The organism is Fretibacterium fastidiosum, assembly GCF_964642095.1.
GTDB lineage: Bacteria > Synergistota > Synergistia > Synergistales > Aminobacteriaceae > Fretibacterium > Fretibacterium fastidiosum.
Genome location: NZ_OZ209244.1, coordinates 649063 through 669000 on the forward strand (window position 1 = coordinate 649063; position 19938 = coordinate 669000).

At 59.8% G+C, this 19938-nt stretch carries 16 protein-coding genes and 1 pseudogene; 11 read left to right on the forward strand and 6 right to left on the reverse strand.

Annotated elements, in window-relative coordinates; genetic code table 11:
- The first annotated feature begins 7 nt into the window (after window positions 1-7).
- The 8 genes from ACK28C_RS02960 (at window position 8) to ACK28C_RS02995 (ending at window position 9961) form a co-directional block, all read left to right on the forward strand.
- On the forward strand, window positions 8-1168 hold the full coding sequence (locus ACK28C_RS02960) for an amidohydrolase family protein (protein ID WP_208872662.1): 1161 nt from the start codon (window positions 8-10) through the stop codon (window positions 1166-1168).
- A 91-nt stretch (window positions 1169-1259) separates the two neighbouring features.
- Window positions 1260-1787: a tripartite tricarboxylate transporter TctB family protein gene (locus ACK28C_RS02965; protein ID WP_208872661.1), complete on the forward strand. Its 528-nt coding sequence runs from the start codon at window positions 1260-1262 to the stop codon at window positions 1785-1787.
- 12 nt (window positions 1788-1799) lie between these two features.
- Window positions 1800-3299 (forward strand): tripartite tricarboxylate transporter permease, encoded by a 1500-nt coding sequence (locus tag ACK28C_RS02970; RefSeq protein ID WP_015556140.1) that lies wholly within the window; start codon window positions 1800-1802, stop codon window positions 3297-3299.
- A gap of 43 nt (window positions 3300-3342) precedes the next feature.
- Window positions 3343-4293 (forward strand): tripartite tricarboxylate transporter substrate binding protein, encoded by a 951-nt coding sequence (locus tag ACK28C_RS02975; RefSeq protein WP_015556139.1) that lies wholly within the window; start codon window positions 3343-3345, stop codon window positions 4291-4293.
- Window positions 4294-4389: 96 nt separating this feature from the next.
- Window positions 4390-5394 carry a TAXI family TRAP transporter solute-binding subunit gene (locus tag ACK28C_RS02980; RefSeq protein ID WP_015556138.1) on the forward strand — a complete coding sequence of 335 codons (1005 nt, stop codon included), beginning with the start codon at window positions 4390-4392 and terminating at the stop codon, window positions 5392-5394.
- A 10-nt stretch (window positions 5395-5404) separates the two neighbouring features.
- Window positions 5405-6151, forward strand: coding sequence for an SDR family NAD(P)-dependent oxidoreductase (locus ACK28C_RS02985; protein ID WP_015556137.1), 747 nt, complete (start codon window positions 5405-5407; stop codon window positions 6149-6151).
- Window positions 6152-6443: 292 nt separating this feature from the next.
- A complete protein-coding gene (locus ACK28C_RS02990) occupies window positions 6444-8450 on the forward strand; it encodes a TRAP transporter fused permease subunit (RefSeq protein ID WP_208872660.1) in 2007 nt (668 codons plus the stop codon).
- The gene (locus tag ACK28C_RS02995; RefSeq protein ID WP_015556136.1) at window positions 8447-9961 is read left to right on the forward strand and encodes an FAD-binding protein; all 1515 of its coding nucleotides are present in this window, start codon (window positions 8447-8449) and stop codon (window positions 9959-9961) included. Before ACK28C_RS02990 ends, ACK28C_RS02995 begins: the two co-directional genes overlap by 4 nt.
- 162 nt (window positions 9962-10123) lie before the next feature.
- On the opposite strand, the gene ACK28C_RS03000 is transcribed toward ACK28C_RS02995, so the two are convergent.
- From ACK28C_RS03000 to ACK28C_RS03020, 5 genes are all read right to left on the reverse strand, one after another.
- Window positions 10124-10303, reverse strand: a complete 180-nt coding sequence (locus ACK28C_RS03000; RefSeq protein WP_015556135.1) for a hypothetical protein — start codon at window positions 10301-10303, stop codon at window positions 10124-10126.
- Window positions 10300-10539: a hypothetical protein gene (locus ACK28C_RS03005; RefSeq protein ID WP_409152665.1), complete on the reverse strand. Its 240-nt coding sequence runs from the start codon at window positions 10537-10539 to the stop codon at window positions 10300-10302. The genes ACK28C_RS03000 and ACK28C_RS03005 overlap by 4 nt, the downstream gene beginning before the upstream one ends.
- Complete coding sequence (gene rhuM, locus ACK28C_RS03010) at window positions 10503-11378, reverse strand: RhuM family protein (protein ID WP_015556134.1); 876 nt, start codon at window positions 11376-11378, stop codon at window positions 10503-10505. Before rhuM ends, ACK28C_RS03005 begins: the two co-directional genes overlap by 37 nt.
- The gene (locus tag ACK28C_RS03015; RefSeq protein ID WP_208872659.1) at window positions 11375-11533 is read right to left on the reverse strand and encodes a hypothetical protein; all 159 of its coding nucleotides are present in this window, start codon (window positions 11531-11533) and stop codon (window positions 11375-11377) included. Before ACK28C_RS03015 ends, rhuM begins: the two co-directional genes overlap by 4 nt.
- Window positions 11534-11656: 123 nt before the next feature.
- Complete coding sequence (locus tag ACK28C_RS03020) at window positions 11657-14320, reverse strand: collagen-like protein (protein ID WP_208872658.1); 2664 nt, start codon at window positions 14318-14320, stop codon at window positions 11657-11659.
- Between the two features lie 659 nt (window positions 14321-14979).
- Between ACK28C_RS03020 and ACK28C_RS03025 the strand changes: the two genes are divergently transcribed.
- Window positions 14980-16956 (forward strand): S9 family peptidase, encoded by a 1977-nt coding sequence (locus ACK28C_RS03025; RefSeq protein ID WP_015556133.1) that lies wholly within the window; start codon window positions 14980-14982, stop codon window positions 16954-16956.
- A 171-nt stretch (window positions 16957-17127) separates the two neighbouring features.
- Here the strand turns inward: ACK28C_RS03025 and ACK28C_RS03030 are convergent.
- A pseudogene (locus tag ACK28C_RS03030) lies at window positions 17128-17928 on the reverse strand (IS5 family transposase).
- Window positions 17929-18165: 237 nt separating this feature from the next.
- Here ACK28C_RS03030 and ACK28C_RS03035 point away from each other — a divergent pair.
- Entirely contained in the window at window positions 18166-19299 is a 1134-nt protein-coding gene (locus ACK28C_RS03035; protein ID WP_015556131.1) for an AAA family ATPase, read from the forward strand.
- A complete protein-coding gene (locus tag ACK28C_RS03040; protein ID WP_015556130.1) occupies window positions 19292-19894 on the forward strand; it encodes a hypothetical protein in 603 nt (200 codons plus the stop codon). Before ACK28C_RS03035 ends, ACK28C_RS03040 begins: the two co-directional genes overlap by 8 nt.
- Window positions 19895-19938 lie beyond the last annotated feature (44 nt).

Below are 19938 nucleotides of genomic sequence, written 5' to 3' on the forward strand. Positions count from 1 at the left end.
TTGAGTTTTGTACGACCACATTATCAAGAACGGGATAGTCATTGATTTTCAAACAATGCAAACCAGCCAGAGGAACATATGCATCAAAGATGGCTTCATTGCACCACCAGATGAAGGGAGTGAGGCAAGGTTTATTATCGACGCTTCTGGCAAATACGTCCTCCCCGGATTAGTTGACGAGCACGTTCACCTGAATTACAATAACAGCAACATTGGTGCTAATGCTGACTTATTGTGCATTCCCATGGGTGTTACAACGGCGGTGGACGCAGGCACCAGCGGCTGGACAAATTTTGAGGGATTTTATCGTTACAATATTGTACGGTATACCACAAATGTACTGGCCTATATACACGTTTCTCCTTATGGCGTTCATAATGGTGGCCTTCAGCGTGATGAGGATCACAACCCGGCGGACTTCAACGAAACCGAAATTATAAAGCTGGCTGTAAAATACCCAGAGGTCATTCGGGGATTGAAGGTCCGTATGTGTCGTGCGACCCTAGGTGACTTTGGCATTAAACCACTGTTGCGCACTATTGAAATCGCGAAAAACGTTGAAGCGGCAAGAGGTTTTCCCTGTATCGTAGACGTGCATTATGACGATTTGCCAGATAATGTCACGTTACAAGCCATCTTGGATGCGCTGCGCACAGGGGATATCCTTTCGCATGTCATGCAAACGCACCGAGAAACTATTTTTAACAAAGATAATAAGGTTCGCAGCATACTAAGGCAGGCACGCGATCGAGGTATTTGGATGGATAACTGCCATGGGCGCGTTCACTGGTCGTTTAAAAATCTGAGAAACGCATATAGTGATGACTTCTTTCCTGATATTATCAGCTCAGATATCGTGAGGAACAGCATGTACGTCAAACCAGGATGTTCTCTGATACATGCTCTGTGCGTAAACTCTGCGGCAGGAATGAAGGACTTGGACATCCTCAAAGCTGTTACCTACACTCCTGCAAAAGCGCTAGGTATTTTGGACCGTGCCGGCACCTTGGAGGTTGGGAAACCAGCGGATATCTGTTTAATGGACGTTCAAAAAACAAGCGAGGTGTATTATGATTGGTGGGGTGGGTCCTGCCAAGGCAATAAAGTATTTGTACCACTTATGACGCTTAAAGACGGTAATATCGTCTATCGTCAGTCGTTTTTTTAGATAGAGCTAAACAAGAGGAAGTATTCCAAGTCGAATCACTAGTTTATTAATTTTGTAACTTTAATAGAATCAAAAACGGGAGGAGAATATCTTGAAAAAAGACGGCCAATATAAGCTGGATATCGTTCCCGGCGTGATCCTGGCCCTGTTCTCCGCGTTCTACATGGGCAACGTTCCGGGCATTCAGGCGTTCAAGGGGCTGGGATCGACGCCCATCAACAATCGCTTCGTTCCCTGGCTCTGGGGTGGATCGCTCATGCTCCTGAGCCTGTGGCTGATCGTCAGAGGGGTGTTGAAGTACCGGCGCTTCACGGCGGCGAACGCCCGCCCGGCGCGGACATCCCTGTGGCGCGCCCTTCTGGAGAAGCGTGAGGTGATCGCGAGTTTCGTCGCCCTGACGCTTTACGTCATCTTCATGGAGTCTGCGGGGTTTATCCTGGCGACCGTCGCCTACACGTTCGTGCAGATCCTGATCCTCACCCCTGTGGAGCGGTGGGGAAGAAACCTTCTGCCCGCCGCCGTGACGGCGATCATCACGGGCTTTCTTTTGTTTTACGTCTTTCGGCGGACGCTGGGCGTGTTGCTTCCCGCGGGCGCGTTCGGCGAGTTCATGCTGTAGGGGGGATAGAGGATGATCATGGAAGGACTGCTGGCCGTCTGCCAGCCGCTCACCCTCCTGTTCATCGCCATCGGCGTGGCGGTGGGCATCGTCTTCGGCGCAATCCCAGGCCTGACCGCCACGATGGCCGTCGTCATGTTCCTGCCCCTCACCTACTCCATGGCCGCCTCCGAGGGGATCGCGATGTTGATGGCCCTCTACATCGGGGGCATCTCCGGTGGACTGATCTCTGCCATCCTGTTGAATATTCCCGGAACCCCGTCCTCCGTCGCCACCTGCCTCGACGGCAAGCCCATGGCGAACAGGGGAGAGGCCGGGAAGGCGTTGGGCGTCGGGGTGGTGTTCTCCTTCATCGGGACGCTCATCGGCATCGCCATCCTGGTCGTCCTGGCCCCGGTGCTCTGTGCCTTTGCCCTCAAGTTTCAGTCCTACGAGTACTGCGCGCTGGCCCTGTTCTCCCTCAGCATGGTCGTCGCCCTGACGGGAACCGACATGACCAAGGGGCTGATCAGCGCCATCCTGGGAGCCCTGCTGGCAACCGTGGGGCTGGCCCCCATCGACTCGCGCCCTCGCTTCACGTTTGGCCTGTTTCAACTGAACAACGGCTTCGCGCTGGTGGTGCTCCTCATCGGCCTGTTCGCCATCTCCGAGGTCATGGCCTTTGCGGAAACGGTGCGCCGGAGACAGGACTACACGGTTGAGGCAAGCGTCAGGATCCGGGGAGCGGGCTTCAGCCTCGCCGAGTTCTTCGGCCAGATCCGGAACGCCATCGTCTCCGCGCTGATCGGCGTGGGCATCGGCATCCTGCCGGGCATCGGCGGAGGCGTGTCCTGCATGATCTCCTACACCGTGTCCAAGAACACGTCGAAGCATCGGGAGCTGTACGGCACGGGAATCATCGACGGCGTCGTCGCCTCCGAGACGGCAAACAACGCCACCATCGGCGGCGCCATGATCCCGCTCCTGTCCCTGGGCATTCCGGGGGACGCCGTCACGGCCATGCTGCTGGGAGGGCTTCAGATCCACAACGTCGCCCCCGGACCGCTGATCTACGAGAAGAACGGCGTCGTCGTCCACGCCATCTTCTTCGCCATGTTGATCGCGGCCGTGATGATGCTGTTCTTCATGCTGTGGGGCATGAGGTTCTTCATCTCGGTGCTGAAGGTGCCGAAGAACTACCTTTTGCCCCTGGTGCTGGTGCTGTGCGGCATCGGCGCCATCGGCAACGCAAATCAGATCTTCGACACCTACACGATGGTGGCCTTCGGGCTGATGGCGTACCTGATGATCAAGGCAAGGATACCCACGGTCCCCATGATCCTGGGCTTCATCCTCGGCCCGACCTTTGAACAGAACCTGCGTCGGGCCTCTCAGCTCACCTCGAGCGACCCGTTTTGGAATCACCCGATCTTCTGCGTGCTGATCGTCGCCACGCTCCTGGTCGTCGTCTTCTCCGCGCGCGCCAACATGAGGGACGCGGCCCGCGAGGAAGCGGCGCAGGGTGACGATTGATGAAAACAGGCGATTGTAGGACAGGAAAGGAAGGTTTTTGAAGATGAAGAAAGCGTTTTCAGCGCTCCTCACCGCCCTCTTGCTCACGGGCATGGCCTCCGCCTCGTTTGCGGCCGACTGGCCCACGAAGCCCATCAACGTTTACGTGACCCATGCGCCCGGCGGCGACACCGACTACATGGCCCGTCAGCTCTCCGCTCAACTGGAGAAGGTCCTGGGGGTTTCCGTGGTCGTCAGCAACGTCACCGGCGCCAACGGCGCGACCTGTATGCAGCAGTACAAGGACGGCAGCAAGGACGGCTACACCTTCATCGCCACCAACACGGCCGCGCTGAACGGCAACGAGGCCACTCAGATGGTGGACTTCGGCTACTCCGCCTTTGAACCCGTCGCCGTCTACGGCATCCAGTCCGGAGAGAACATCGTAGTCCCGGCCGACTCCCCTTACAAGGACCTCAAGGAGCTCATCGACGCCTCCATCGCGAACCCCGGCCAGATCCGGTTCGGGATATCGACGGGCGGCGGCGTGTACATCATGGCCTGCGTCCTGACGAACTTAGGGCACGCCCAGTTCAACATCATCGACGCCGGAGACGGCGCCAACCGCCTGACGGCGCTCCTGGGGAAGGCGATCGACGCCACGTCGCTGCCCTACTCCACCGCCGCCGACTACATCGAGAAGGGCCAGCTCCGAAGCCTCTGCACCGTCCTGTCGAAGGCCCCGACGCTGCTCCCGGACCAGCCCTCCGCCTCCGCCGTGATCCCGGAGCTGAAGCTGGACACGGAGTACGTGATCCTGGCGCCCAAGGGGACGCCGGCCGACCTGGTGAAGTCCATGAACGACGCCATCCTGAAGGTCTGTGGCTCTGAGCAGTGGAAGAAACTCGTCAACGACTACTGCTATCAGGACCCCTTCTTCTTCAACGTCGAGGACACGGTCCAGAACCTCAAGGAACAGCGCGACCTCTTCCAGAGCTTTCTCCCCTTCCTGTAACCCCCGCAGGAGGCCTGAAGGTTTGGTCCGGATTTTCGCCGCCGACTGAGGCGGCGTGCAGCAAAAAACGTCTTACTTTTTGAAGGAGGAAGAACCATGAAGAAGATCCTTGCGTTGTCGTTGATCCTCGCGTTTGCCGCCGCTGCGTCGGCCGAGTTGACGCAGCCCGTCAACCTGACCTTTGCGGCCCAGGAGGTGGGGACCGGAGCCTACTCGGTGGCGGCCGCCATCCAGTCGGTGCTGGTGAAGGGCCTGCCCCAGGGCTCGACCATCGACCTCACCACCAACTCCCCCGGCGGCGTGGGCGCCCCCATGCTGATCCAGAACGAGGACTGCGACCTGATCGTCTCCAACGCCGGCCCCTCCCTCTGGAGCTACGAGCGCACGCCCGATCAGTATCAGTTTGGCGGCTGTAAGGACGTCCGCAGCATCGGCGGCGGCCTTGGGCACACCTTCACGAACGTCATGTTCACGAAGAAGTTCGTGGACGAGACGGGCATCACGACCCTGGAGGAGCTCATCGCAAAAAAGCACCCCGTCAAGATCGTCACGAAGAAGAACGGGTCCCTTGGGGAGCTGACGGCTGAGCGCGTCATCGAGGCCTGCGGCATCTCCGTCGAGGAGTTCAACTCCTTTGCCAAATGGGAAAAGACCGGCACCGACGCCATCAAGAGCGGCCTGCAGGACGACCTGTACGAGATGACCATCGATCACATCGACGCGGGACAGGCCACCACCACCGAGATCGCCCTCACCCACGACATGTTCTTCGTTCAGCTCTCCGACGCGACGCTCGCCAACATGCAGAAGATGGGCTACGCCCCCATCGTCATGCCGGCCGGCACCTGGAACAAGCAGGACAAGGACATCAAGACCATGGGGTCACAGCAGAACGTCCTGGTCCCCGCGGCGATGGACGAGGAGCTCGCCTACGCGCTGACCAAGGCCATCTGCGAGAACAAGGACGAGATGGCCAAGTTCGTCGCCTCCCTAGGCTGGTTCGACCTCAAGACCGCCGCCAGAAAAGAGCTCAACGGCGCCCCCCTGCACCCCGGCGCGATCCGATACTACAAGGAGATCGGCGTCCAGGTGGACGAATAGCTCCGGCGCCATGCAAAGCCTCCTGAAGGGGAAGGCCGCGATCGTCACGGGCTCGTCCCGCGGCATCGGCAGGGACATCGCCCTCGCCTTCGCGGAGAACGGCGCCGACGTGGTGATCCACGGCACGCGAGAACAACCCGACCTGCGGGACCGCATCCGCGCAACGGGTGTTCGCTGTGAGTGTGCAGCAGGCGACATCGGCGACTACTCCACGGCGGAGCGCCTGACGGCGGCCTGCCTGGACGCCTTCGGCCGGATCGACGTTCTGGTGAACAACGCCGGCGTCAACAGCCGGACCCCCTTCGCGGACCTCTCCCTTGAGGAGTGGGAGCGCGTGCTGCGAACGAACCTGACGGGCGCCTTTTGCACGTGCAAGTGCGTGGTGCCTCACATGCTGAGGCAGCGCAGCGGCTGCATCATCAACCTGTCCTCCTCCGCCGGAAAGACGGCACACCCGAACGCCGCCCTTCCCTATGGCGTCTCCAAGGCCGGAATCAACTCCCTGACGCAGAAGCTGGCGTGGGACCTGGCGCCCTTCGGAATCCGCGTCAACGCGATCTGCCCCGGCCCCATCGAGACGGATATGACGAGGCAGTGGATCCCGGAGTACCGTGAGGAGGTCCTGAAGTCCATCCCCGTCCGGCGGCTGGGCTGTGGGGCGGACGTCGCGAACGTGGCCGTCTTCCTGGCGTCGGACATGTCCACGTTCATCGTGGGCGAATCCATCAACGTCAACGGCGGGAAGTACATGAACTGACCCTGCGCTCCATGCCGGCGCAGTGCGGGGAGCCGGGCTCACCCCGGCTCCCCATTATTAAGGAAGCGCTGATTAATCTTCAAAAGTTGTTGAAACAATCAAGGAGTATCAAGCGAAGGGTATCCTTCAGCGCTTCCTTAAAATTTTAACATGGGGCTACGCCCCAATCCCCACGCGCTTCGCGCGGCCTGATGAAGTTTCAGACACTAAATATAGAGAACATACGGTTGACAGTTCTCAACGACTTAATCAGTGTTTCCCTAAAATCCTTACAAGTAAGGAAGTGAGCGACTTGAGTACCGATAAGAAGATCGCCCCGCGGACCGTCGCCGCCGTCGTCGTCACCACGGCGTTCTTTGCGTTTCAGCTCTACATCGCCCTCGTGAAACAGTTTCCCCCCATGCTGCAGAGCCCGCTGCACCTGGTGTTCGCCCTGACGTTGGTCTTCATCTACTTCCCTGCGGACCACAACCACCGCAAAAAGGTGCGGAAGGCCGCGGAATCCCAGGGCCACGCGCCGGACCCGACGGAGCTCAACCGCTACGCCTGGACCAACTGGCTGGACCTCCCGGCCTTCGCGGGGATCGCCTACCTCCTGTGGTACGCCCTGACCCAGAACGCCCGACTGACCGACTACGTGGTCAGCATCTCCCCCGTCTACGGCATCGACTACGCCTGCATGATCGTCACCGTGGGGCTGCTCCTCGTGGCGGTGTACAGGACGCTTGGGATGACTCTGGCCGCCTTCATCGCCGTCTTCATCCTCTACGCCTGGACGTCCCCCCACCTGCCCGGCATCCTCTACACGAAGCCGAAGAGCTTTCTCAAGTTCCTGAACCAGTTCACCGCGGGCATGACCATGACGGAGAGCGGCGTGTTCGGCACACCCCTCTATACGAGCGCCAGCACGTTGTTCTACTTCATCGTGTTCGGAGCGTTCTTCTCCACCATAGGCGGCGGCCAGCTCCTGATCGACATGGGGATGAACGTGTCCAACAAATCCGCAGGGGGGCCGGCCAAGGCCGCGGTGCTCTCCTCAGGCCTCATGGGCATGATCTCCGGCTCCGCCGTGGCCAACGTCGCCACCACAGGGGTCATGACCATCCCCATGATGAAGAAGATCGGCTACGCCCCGGAGGAGGCCGGAGCCGTCGAGGCCGTGGCCTCCACCGGCGGGCAGATCATGCCGCCCATCATGGGCGTCGGCGCCTTCATCATGGCCGAGATGCTGGGGGTCAACTACATGAGCGTCGCGGCGTCGGCTATCATCCCCGCGCTGGCCTACTACTTCGCGGTGTTCGTCCTGGTGGACCGCCTCGCCGCCAGGCGCGCCTCCCACCTCAACGCCAACGTGGACGCGACCATCCAGATAAAGCGGGCCATCCTGCCCCGCCTCTACCTGCTGATACCGGCCATCCTCCTGGTGGTCTGGATCATCCGCGGCGCCTCGCTGATGCGGTCCGGCATGGTAGGCATCTTCGCCTGCATCGCCTGCAACGTCCTCAACCGCTTCTTCAACCGGGACGACTACATCAACCTCAGAGGTCTCGCCGCCTGCTGCATGGACGGCGCGCGTCAGGCCGCCAGCATCGCCATCCCAACGGCGGCGTGCGGGATCATCATCAACGTCGTCACGGGGCAGACCTCCCTGGCCACCAACCTCTCCAACCTGATCAGCGCCCTGGGGACCAGCAACCTGTTCCTCGCCCTGAGCATCGCCATGATCGGCTGCATGATCCTGGGCATGGCACTGCCCACCGTAGCCGCCTACCTGGTGGGCGCCATCCTGTTCGTGCCCTGCATCCAGCCCATCCTGCTGGCCAGCGGCATGAGCGGCCCCGTCGCGAGGCTCTGCGCCAACATGTTCGTGTTCTACTACGGCATCATGGCTCAGATCACCCCGCCCGTCTGCGTGGCGTCCTACACCGCAGCGGGCATCGCGGAGGCCAACGCCATGAAGACGGGCATGAAGGGCTTCACCTTCGCGATGGTCGGCTTCATGGTCCCCTTCGTGTTCGTGTACAACCCCGCCATCCTGCTTCAGGGCTCCGTGGCGGAGATCGCCATCTCGACGCTTCAGTTGGGAGCCGGAACCTTCTTCCTGGCCGTCGTCGTGGCCGGTTACTTCAAGGGCGAGCTGAACGTGATCGAGCGCGCGCTGCTGTTCGTGGCAACCCTGTGCCTGATCGCCCCGGAGTACGTCAGCTCCGTCGTGGGGGCCGTCCTCGGCGTCACGGTCCTGGCCGTCAACTCCCTGAAGCGGAAGCGCGCCCTCACGGAAGGGGGGACTTCCGAATGAGCCGGCACAGCGTGGCCATCGCGGGCAGCGGCCTGGCCGCCCTCGCCACAGCAGCCCGCCTCCACGAGCTGGGCGTGCGCGACATCGCCCTCTACGCAAACGGCTTCGGAGGGACGCCCTTCATCGCGGCCATCAACTTCGTCCTGCCGGACAACCCCTACGGCGACACCCCGGAGCTGTACTGCACGGACATGCTGCACGCGGGTTACGACATCGCCGATCGGGAAACGGTACGTCGGATGACGAGCCGGACGGCGGACGGCTACGAGCTCCTGTGCCGTTGGGGCGTGACCTTCGCCCGCAACGAGGACGGGACGCTCAAGCGCCGCCACGTCTCCGGTCACACGCACCCCCGCTCCCTCTGCCAAACCACCCGGCTCATCGGGGCCGAGATCCTGGAGGCCATGCTGACGCGCCTCGAGGCGGCGGGCATCGAGGTCCATCGCAGGTGTCCGGTGGCGGGCCTCCTGACGCGGGGCGGGCGCATCGAGGGGTTCACGGTCCTGCAGGACGGCGAACCGCACAACGTCTACGCCCCAGCGACGGTCGCAGCCTGGGGCGGCGTGGGCGGCCTTCTTGGCCCCACCACCTATCCGGGCGACGTCCAGGGCAACACCCTGGGGATGGCCAAAGAGGCCGGAGCCACGATGATCGACATGGAGTTTCTGGAGTTTGAGCCCATGGTCATGATGGACCCGCCGGGCACGGTGGGCGAGCCGGCCCCCACCGCCATGCTGGGGGAGGGCGGACACCTTCTGAACTCCCGGGGTGAGCGCTTCCTTCTGTCCGTCCGGCCCCAGGGAGAGGGCGGCGCGCCCAAGTCCCTCATCAACCGCGAGGCCTGGAAGCAGGTCCAAAGCGGCAAGGGCAGTCCCAGGGGCGGCGTCTTTCTGGACCTGCGCCACATCGACCGCGCGGTGTTGCAATCCTATCCCTGGTTCTACGACCGCCTCATGAAGAACGGCTGCGACCCCAACCGACAGTTGTTGGAGGTAGGGCCCATGGCCCACAGCTTCTCCGGAGGCATTCGGGTCGACGCCGACTATCGCTCCGACGTCCAGGGGCTCTACGCCGTGGGCGAGGCCTGCGGCGGGCTGCACGGCGCCTGCCGCTGCGCTGGAAACGCCGCGAGCCAGGCCGTGCTCTCGGGGCTCCTCTGCGCGGAGGGCATCGCAAAGGAAGGCGGCCTGGACCGCGCGATCTCCCCTCACCCTCTGCGATGTACTCAGGACGCAACCCTGCGCGGGAAGGTCCTGCCGAAGCTGCGAGGCATCGCCGCCCACGCCCTGGGAATCTACCGGAACGGCCCCGACCTGGAGGCGGCCCGCTCCGCCGTGAAGGCCATCCTGGACGAGCCGGTGACGGCACGGGACGACCTGACGCGCCAGTCCGCGCTGGCCATCCTGACGATCGCCGAAGCGGCGCTGAACCGCAAGGAGAGCCGCGGGACCCACAGCCGCCTGGACTTTCCGGAGACCGATCCGGCGTTTCAGCGGGAGTTCACCCTTTGAGAGAGGCGCCCCTGCGGCACAGACGGCAGCCCGACGTCGCCTGTGCCGCGGGATCGCGGCTCCGCCAAAGAAGCCCCTTACGATATTCTCCAGTATTCTGTAATTATCAATTACATGTTTCTTCTTCCTTTCCTCATATAGTGCTCCCCAAATAGAGGACCACTATACAATGACTGTTTTGCCATCCGCAAAAATGCGAACATCTCCATCGGCTTTTTCAATCTCTTCCATTTTAGCCGCAGTAATTGGAGTGCCCCTTAGCCTTTGATATACCTCTTGGATCGGCTTGAACTCCACCCCTTCGGGGCAGTATTCCTGAATCAATTCATCCAGTCTGCTCATTCGCTCTCACCGTCTTTTTCGGTTTCCGTTTCGGTAGCTGCCGGCAAACCTGGCGCTGCTTCCTCAAGAAGCATTCGGTCAAAGTCGCTTTGATACAGCCGGTCCTGCCGGACGCGGTATTTTTCAAACTCGGTCAGGGCGTGCCGTTCGGCAATTTTTGCGGAAATGCTCCCCGCATGAACCAGGATTTCCTTTCTGCTCAGCCGGAGGGGACCCCCTCGAACTGTTCCGCCCAATCCTCCATGGTCATGGGGACTTCTTCCTCGGCCCGCAATTCCGCCAAGTCCAGATAGGCGTTGACGATTCTCGCCATTGCGGAAAGCTCTTCCTGCGTCAGATAATTCTTTGCCATCACCACGTCGAATTTCTGTATTTTGCCGCCTGGCGCATCCTTCCAGGTGGTCAGCCCCATGTGCTCTTTGCTGCTGTCGGCACGGCGATAGATGGTCTCCGCCGCCGTTTCGCCGTGAATGGCCCAATGAAGCTGATTCTGCACCCGTGCGAAAAACAGCCTTGTCGTTTCCGCTTTGGCGTCATAATCAATGCTGGTGGCATAGATGTCTGTAATTTTTTGATAAAACCGACGCTCCGAAAGACGAATCTCACGGATACGCTCCAACTGTTCCCTGAAATAGTCCTTCGTCAGGACGGTGCCGCCGTTTTTCAGGCGCTCATCATCCATCGCGAAGCCCTTCACGGTAAACTCCTCAATAATACGGTTCGCCCATTTTCTAAACTGCACCGCACGGGGTGAGTCCACTTTATTGCCCACGGCAATGATGGCGCTCAAATTGTAGTGATTGGTATTGTAGCTCTTGCCGTCTGCGGCAGTTACTCGAAATTTTCGAATAACTGAGCTTTCGTCGATCTCGCCATCGGCAAATATTTTTTTCAGGTGATAGTTGATCGTGTGGGTTTCCACATGATACAAAAGCCCCATCATCTTTTGCGTCAGCCACACATTTTCATCAAAGTACACCGCGTTTACGTCGCTTTCTCCGGTAGCGGTAATAAAAGTGAGGTATTCCGCAGCGGAGGAACGGACGATGCTGATTTCGCGCTCGTCTTTTTTCATCTGTCCACCTCGATTTCCGCGATAATCTTCTCAATTTCGTCACGGAGGACCTGTTCGCGCGCAACAATTTTCTCAATCTCTGCATTGAGCTTCACAATGTCGATCTTCTCTCTTGCGTCGTTCCCCGTTGCCCGCCGGCCCTCCTGCGTCAACAATTGAGACGGCCCCCATCAAGGGGGCCGTCAGGTTATCGAGGAAAGAGCTCAGCTTCTGAGAAAGGGCTCAGCCCCTCCGACGGCCCAGGAAGGGCCGGGTCACTTGCTGGCGTCTATCCGCGGTTATGCCTTCCTCCTCAGAAGGAACGCCGCGCCAAGGGCCAGCGCCAGTCCACCGAACCCAGCGTCGCATCCGCCACCGGAGCTCTTCTTGGAGTCTCCGGGGTTACCAGGCTGCCCGGGATTACCGGGCTGTCCAGGATTACCAGGATTACCAGGGGTACCAGGCTGCCCGGGGTTTCCGCCCGGCTTGGCGATATCCTTCAGCTTCCTGCCCACCTTGATCGGATGGACCTTGCCGTCGTCCGTCGCCACCAGCACCTTCTCGATCGCCGCCTTGCCCGAGTCGATGTCGGCCTTCGTGGTCTTGCACGTCAGCCTCAGCTTGTAGCTCTTCGCGCTCGCCTTGACCACCGGCATGGAGCTCACGACGACCTTGCCACTGCCATCCAGCAGCTCGGCCTTCGGCTTCTCCTTCATCCCGGAGGCGACCACATCCAGGGACTTCGGCGTCCCCTCGAGCTTCAGCGTCGCCGCGAGCTGGACGGTCACGTTCCCCTGAGCGTCCGGGGCGCTGGTGCTCGTCGTCTCCCAGCTGCTCGGCTCGATGCTCGGGGCCGCGGGCGTACCCGGCGTACCGCCGCCGCCGCCACCGCCACCGCCGCCGCCGCCGGGAACGGCATTCAGGTCGGCGTCGACAAAGCCCTCAAAATTTGGCACGACCTGGTTCTTGGCGTACACCCTCAGGGTCCCGCTCGTGAAACCGGCGCCCACCTCCACCTTAAAGGACGCGGCCTTCGCGGTGGCCCCAGGCTGTAAAGTAAACGTGACGGGGCCCGGAGCGACAACGCTCAAAAGCTCAGCGCGCCAAGAAGCGGCATCCACATCAACGTCATTCGAGACCGTGACGTCTACAACGCGCTCGTTCCCCGAGCCCGTCACCTTCGCCACCAGCTCGGGGACCTTAATAAGATCGCCCTTCGCCGTGAGGAGCAGCGCCTTCGCGCCATCCCACGCGATCGTCGCCACAGCGTCGTCAGCAGGATCGCCCTCGATCTTGCTATTGGCATTCAGAGTCACATCCTCGGCCTTCAATAACTCGACCGTATCGCCCGCCGCCAGGCTCTTCCACCAGGTCTTGGGACGGTTCATCTTCAGCAGTTTATTAGCAACGACGTCGATCTTCTTCACCTTCAGGACCGGGTTCTGCGTCGCCGCGTCGACCTCGATCGTCGCGGGGTTGGCGGGGTTGACGGCACTCAACTCCAGATTCGGGAACTCCCCGCTGGGCAGGGTCAGGATGCTGAAATTCGCGAGCGTCACCTTGACCGTCCCGGAGAGCAGGTTCCTGCCCTTCACCCTGAACGTCTCGGTTCCGCCCACCTTCACGTTCCAGTTCGCGTCCTTCGTTCCGTCCCGGACCACCAGAGCTCGAGTGCCACCCGCAAGCTCCAGCGTGGCGTCAGCGGCAGGCTGAAGGAAGTGGATTGTGTTCTCCGTATCCGCAGCTCCACCGCTCTTGACCACCAGGCCGTTGTTCGTCTTCGCGAAGCTCAGGGTTCCAATCTCGTTCTTGTTAAGCTCCAGTTTAAAGGTATCGCCCTCGGCCGCTGCCGTAAAATCGACCGAGCTCACCGTCACGTCCGCAGCGAGGGCCAGGGTCGCAGTTCCGCCGCCGGCGGGAGCCACGAACTCGACCTTTCCCTGGACGTTCTTGTTCAGGGTGCCTGTCTTGGTATCCGCAAGTGTCAGCTTCAGGTTCCCGGTCACCTCGGCGTTGAGGTTATCACCAGTAAGTTCTTTGATGATCAGGGTCTTGCCGCTCGCGACCGTGATCGTGTTTGCGGTGTCCTCCGTCGCCAGCTTCGCGAGGGTCATGTCCCCGTTGAGCTTAAGATGTCCGACCTTGTCGGCGGCAGATCCCAGCTTCAGCTCACCGGTCGGAGTGAGCGGGTTGCCGATCTCGACGCCCTCCGCAACAACCAGGTCGCCGCTCCAGACCTCCACGGTCTTGAGGGCCTCCTTCATCGGATTGTTCAGCGTCAGGTTGCCATCCTTCAGGGTCAGAACCGTGGCGGCGCTGCCGAAGTCCTCCGCATTGACCACGAGATTGCCCTTGGCGATGTTATTCAGACCCGTTGCCGCAAGGGCCGGCAGGGCGTCATCGACGTCCACGACCAGCGTGCCGCCGTTCTCGATCTTCAGGGCATTGACCGTCGCCACCGGAGCCTTCAGAGTCAGCGTGCCCGCGCCGGAGAGGGTCAGGGGGCCGGCTACGCCTGTGACTTTATGGGGAGCAGCAGCTTGAAGGATGAGCTTCGAACCTTCTAGAATTTTAACGGGAGAACTGCCTGCATCGCCCCAGACGAAGTTACCGGGGTTACCCGCAACACGCAACGTGGCCTCTGGGGCCTCCGCGACCTGGATTCCTTTGACCGTCAATTTATTAGCAGCAATATTAACGGTCAGTTTACCCCCCTCCACGAACCCCAGAATAGCAACTGAGGCATCAGCATCAAGCGTTGTGATCGTGGCGTCCGTACTGATGATCGCCGTGTCGGTGTCCCCCGGCTTATTGGGGGTCCAGTTATCATCAGCATCCCACTTATGAGGATCAGTCCCTCCACCCGTCCACGTCTTAATCGCCGCCAGCGCGGTCCCGGCGAAGGCCAGGGCAAGGATCGCCCCCAGCGCCGCCGTGCGCAAAAACTTCCTGTTCAAATTCATCTTCTCATCCTCCTCACAAACTCACAAAAAAGCAGATCCAAACCCTGACTCCCTGAAACAAAACTCCCGACCCCCTTGTCACCTTCCCCTTCACGAACGTCTCAAGACGCCTCGCTCACCTCCCCAGGGCCCCGACGTTCCCACAGCGCGAACGGGCACCAGCCAAACGAACCACGACGCAGACAAAACGCCCGCCACACACAGGGTCAAACGTAAAGTACCAGAAGTCCACAAAAAATGCAAGCAATGCAAGCATTTTAAGGAATCGCTGTCTTTCTAAACCGTCCCTGCCTGGCGCTCTCCTTATTTACTGCGGTTTTGGGGCCCGCGCCCGCCGTCCCCCCAAGGTTGCGTCAACGATCCCTTAAATTGTCTGACGTTCAACGTTACCTGAATGGGATCGGACGGATGCTTTCCCGTTGATCCGGTCCATAGGGCACACGCCGCAGGATCGCAGCCTGAAACTCCGACGCGACGCGCCAAACGAACGCCTGATCCATCCGCATCCGGCCCCTCCGAAACGGTATAATAATCACGAGCGTCCCGCCGGGGGACGACGGCCGGCGAACGAGGCGATGCGGGCCGTCTTTTTGATGTAGGGATGCAGGATAAAAAGAAAGCGTCCGCAGGACCGGGCGCACGATGAGGGAGACGACACTATGGAGAAAAACGAGCTCAATCGCGTTCAGTTTCACGACCTCATGAAGTACCGCTTCATCTCCTCGCCGCGCATCTCGCCGAATGGGGCCAAGGCGGCCTTCGCCGTACACCAGGGGGACCTTGAGGGCAACCGCTACCTCTCCTGCCTCTGGCTCTGCGACCTGACGTCCGCCCAAACCTCCCAGCTGACCTTCTCCGGGACGGAGCGGGCCTTCTGCTGGTCGCAGGACGGGCGGGACCTGATCTTCGTCAGCGGCCGCAGCCCTCAGCCCGGAGAGCCCGAACCCGCCCCGGACGCGCCCAGGGACTCCCGGCTCTACCGCATGAACGTTGCCGGAGGCGAGGCCCGCTTCCTGGCCGCCCTGCCTCGCACGGTCACGGCCCTGTGGGACCTGGGGGACGGCAGGCTCCTCCTGAAGACCACGGACCCCCGCAAGGGCGAGCGCTTCGAGGACGCGGACTACATGGTCTTTCAGCAGATACCCTTCAACTCCAACGGCAAGGGCTTCACGGCCCAGCAGAGGTCCCGCCTCTCGCTCCTCACCCTGGAGGGCTCTAAGCTGGAGGACCTGACCCCGGAGACGATGGACGTCCGACAGGTGCGCCCGTCGCCGGACGGAACGCGCGTCCTCCTTACGGGGGTGGACTACGAGGACGTCATGCCGCTGACCACGGGGGTCTGGGAGATCGACCTGAGCTCGAAGACCCTGAAGGAGCGCCTGCCGCAGGGGCAGTACGCCTGGGGCTGCGCCGCGTTCTTCGAGGGGGAGGTCCTGCTGGCGGGCACGGACATGAAGCGCCACGGCCTCAACGAGAACAAGCGGTTCTTCATGGCGCGGGAGGGCGCCGCCCCCCGCTGCCTGACCCCGGACTGGGATCGCAGCCTGCACAACTCCATCATCTGCGACTGCCGGTACGGCATCGGCCCCATCGGGGAGAGCTTCCTCGTGGACGGGGACAAGGCATGGTTCATCTCCACGGAGGGCTGGCGCTCCCGCCTCTCGACCGTGGACGCGCAGGGCGCGGTCGTGCAGGTCACGCGGATGCTCCGCAGCGTGGACGACTTCGACGTGAAGGACGGACGCGCGGTCGTCGTGGGCCTCGAAGGGCTCTCCCTGCAGGAGCTCTACCTGATCGAGGACGGCGCGGAGCGGCGCCTGACGGGCCTGAACACGGCGGCCCTCGAGGGGACGGACCTGAGCGTCCCGGAGTACGTCCGACTGGAGAACGGGACGCCCGATGGGCTGGACTGCTGGTACATGCGCCCCATCGGCTTCGAGGTGGGGAAGAAGTACCCCGCCATCCTGCACATACACGGCGGCCCCAAGGCGACCTTCAGCGACGTGTTCGTCCACGAGATGCAGTGCTGGGCAGCGGAGGGGTTCGCCGTCCTCTTCTGCAACCCACGGGGCAGCGACGGCAAGGGCGGCGGCTTTGACGACATCCGGGGCAAGTACGGGACCGTGGACTACGAAGACCTGATGGCCTTCGTGGATTGGGCCGTTCAGACCCTGCCCTTTGTGGACGGCGACCGCCTGGGCGTGACGGGCGGCAGTTACGGGGGCTTCATGACCAACTGGATCATCGGGCACACCAACCGCTTCCGCGCTGCAGCGACCCAGCGCAGCATCTGCAACTGGGTCTCCATGACCGGCATGACCGACATCGGCTACTACTTCGACCCGGACCAGCACGGAGCGGACGTTGGGGACAGCGTGGAGACCCTGTGGGACCGTTCGCCCCTGAAGTACGCCAACCAGATGAGGACGCCGACGCTCGTCATCCACTCCGACGAGGACCACCGCTGCGACCTGGGGCAGGGGTTGCAACTCTTCACGGCACTGAAGCGTGGAGGTGTGGAGTCCCGCATGTGCGTCTTCAAGGGCGAGAACCACGAACTATCCCGCTCAGGCCGACCCCAGCCGCGCCTGGCCCGGCTGCAGGAGATCGCGAGGTGGCTGAAGGAGAGGGTGTGAGCGCTTTAAGAGCGCTTTAAGAAAGAAGGGCGGGTGCTTCGGCGCCCGCCCCTTCGATTTTCGCCCTACTTCAGCTTCAGCAGGCGCTTGGTGCTATACTGAGGTGTGTCATCAATTGACAAAATTTGGATAGAGCCAGTAAAGTAGATCCCAGGTTGAAGATAGGTTAACTTAGGGCGTGTCACAAATAAGCCATACCACAATAATAGCGGCGAGATAAACAGCGCTCTGGAAATGAACAGCTCTCTTGTCGTAACGTATTGCTATTGCTATTGCTCGATATTGTTTCAAGCGTGCAAAAAGTCCTCAATCAATCTCAATCAAATTGAAGGGCTCCGTAAAGGTCTTTATCCCGCTCATCGAAAATACGCGGTTCTTTTGCATTGCTCTTAGACGGGATAATAGCTTTCTTCCCGGACTTCTCCAAGAGGCCGATAACCCGTTCTTGAGCATCGTAACCCTTGTCCGCGATTACCGTTTTCGCCCTTACTTCGGGCAAAAGCTGATCCGCTCCTGCAAGATCGTGAGCCTGGCCAGGCGTCAGTAAAAAGCTTGTGGGGTTTCCCAGCGCATCAACCGTCGCATGAATTTTGGTGCTGAGACCTCCACGGCTGCGACCAATGGCTTCCTCATCCGGGCTGCTTTTTTTGCCCCCGCGCTATGCTGGTGAGCGCGGACAATGGTCGAATCAATCATGGCATATTCGTTGTCGGCGTCTTCCGCCAACGTCTCGAAGATACGTTTCCAGACTCCGCTCTTGCACCACCGGGAGAAGCGAGTGTGGACGACGCGAAAATCTCCGAAACGTTCAGGAAGGTCTCGCCATGGGATTCCGGCCCGATAACGGAATAAGACCGTTTCAACGAAAAGGCGGTTATCCTTGCCGTTGGCACCAACATAGCCGGGTTGTCCCGGCAGAAAATCCTTGATGCGTTCCCATTGGTCATCCCGCAAAGCGTAACGGCGTGTCATCTGAGTGCTTTTCTCCCCTGACAATTATAAGTTCACCTAACTTCAACCTAGAGGCTACTTTCTTTACTGTCGCTGTCCATATTTCGTCAATCGATGACACACCCTAAACTCTTCTTCCTTTTTGGGGTTCTTGACATGGGGACCACTATTGGGGTACCATTGGGATACTTCATAGATTCAATCAGCGTTTTCTTTGCATAACTGACGCTACGAGGTATGTCAGGAGGTGGGATACGCATGATCCGGAAATTGGAGATCCACAATTATAAGTTGTTTCGTAACTTTGCTCTTGAACTGGACGGTGGGGTCAATCTGTTGTGCGGCCCAAACGGCAGCGGGAAAACGTCTGTCATTGAAATCGTCTACGCCCTGACGCGATTTCTCGCCATACCCGATCACTCGGACACCATCGCATGCTCGGTGGAGGACGCCTTTCCTTTCCGCACGTTTTGTAGGTGGTGCACCGAGGAGAACGGCTGGGGAGAAATGTCTGTCAAGCTTGAGATTGAATCTGATGAACAGCCGCTTTACATCTATGATTTGACGGTTCGGTACAATTTCCTGGAAAAAATCTCCAGGGTTCAACACGAGTCGCTTCGGCTGGGTGAGGCGTTGTTGTTGCGATTTCAGGAAGGCAGAATAGAAATGTTCACGGACGACGAGAAAAAGCTAGCCTTCAGAAGTGACTGGAAGCGCTCCGGCTTGGTCGTCGGTTCGAGCAACAACAGCCGAATCCGGAGATTTGGCAAGCAGGTTGCGTCGCTGTATGCGTTTCACCTCGTTCCCGCGCTGATGAAGCAGGATGTGGAAAAACCGATGGAAACTCTTGCCTTGTACGGAGAAAACTTTGCCGCGTGGCGTTTCCTGCGTGCAACTCAGCAGCTCATGAGACAAGCTAGGGTCGTTGAGCAGTCGAAATATTTCATCCCCGGCCTTGTCGATATCCGCTACATCAAAAAAGGCGATTGGCACGCGCTTGCCGTGAAGGTTGAGTTCAACGGAAGGGAAAACGATATCGAATTCAATGAGCTGTCGGACGGTCAGAAAACCCTTCTCGCGCTCTACTCGATCCTCGCCAATATCCCCAACGGAAGCACCGTGCTTATCGACGAACCGGAGAACTTTTTGGCTCTTAGCGAGCTACAGCCTTGGCTGGAGGCGATGAACGACGCCTGGGAGGAGCGGGACATACAATTTATTATCATCTCGCATAATCCCCGGACGTTGAATTGGCACAATAAAAACGCAATGATTCTCTCTCTGGAGGGGACTCCGCCGAAAGTGGTCGTCGAGCGGCGTACCGATGACGATGACGACCCCCTCGTCGACAAGCTCCGCCTGATGGAGTGGGAGGAGTGCGACAATGCTTGACCTTTCTAGATATCGAGTGTTCATACTCTGTGAGGATCAGGAGCACAACTATTTCGTACGCACATTTTTTAAGTCTTTAGGGATCGGCGATAGGAAATTCGACACCTATCCGTTGGTCGACGGAGCCCGCTCCGCTGAGGGACATGTGAGAGAACGTTTGCCCGAGGCATTGGACAAGATTCGTAAAAACCGTGAGAATGTTTTTCTTGTGCTCGTAAGCGACGCGGACAAAAACGATCCCAATCTGTCGGATCGCGTAAAACAGTGGAATGAGGAGCTGCACTCCAGGGGACTACCGAAAATCTGCAAAGAGGATCGGGTTTTGTGTCTTGTTCCCAAAAGGAATATCGAAACGTGGTTTGCCTGGATCGATGGAGAAGAAGCAGTCGACGAGATCAAGGACTACAAGCAAAGATACAAGAAAGCCAAAGCGGGCCATTATGGCAAAAGGTTTTTTGAAAAGTATACCGAGTGCCGTAGCCGAGACGCGAGATGCGATGACGCACCGCAATCGGTTCGGGACGCGTGTACGGAATTTGGTCGATTTTGTGACTCGCTCGATAAGCATGAGAGACAGAGGAAATCGAGCGCATGACAAACTTGAGAAAAGCCGGTCCTCCGTTCGAGCGGGCCGGCTTT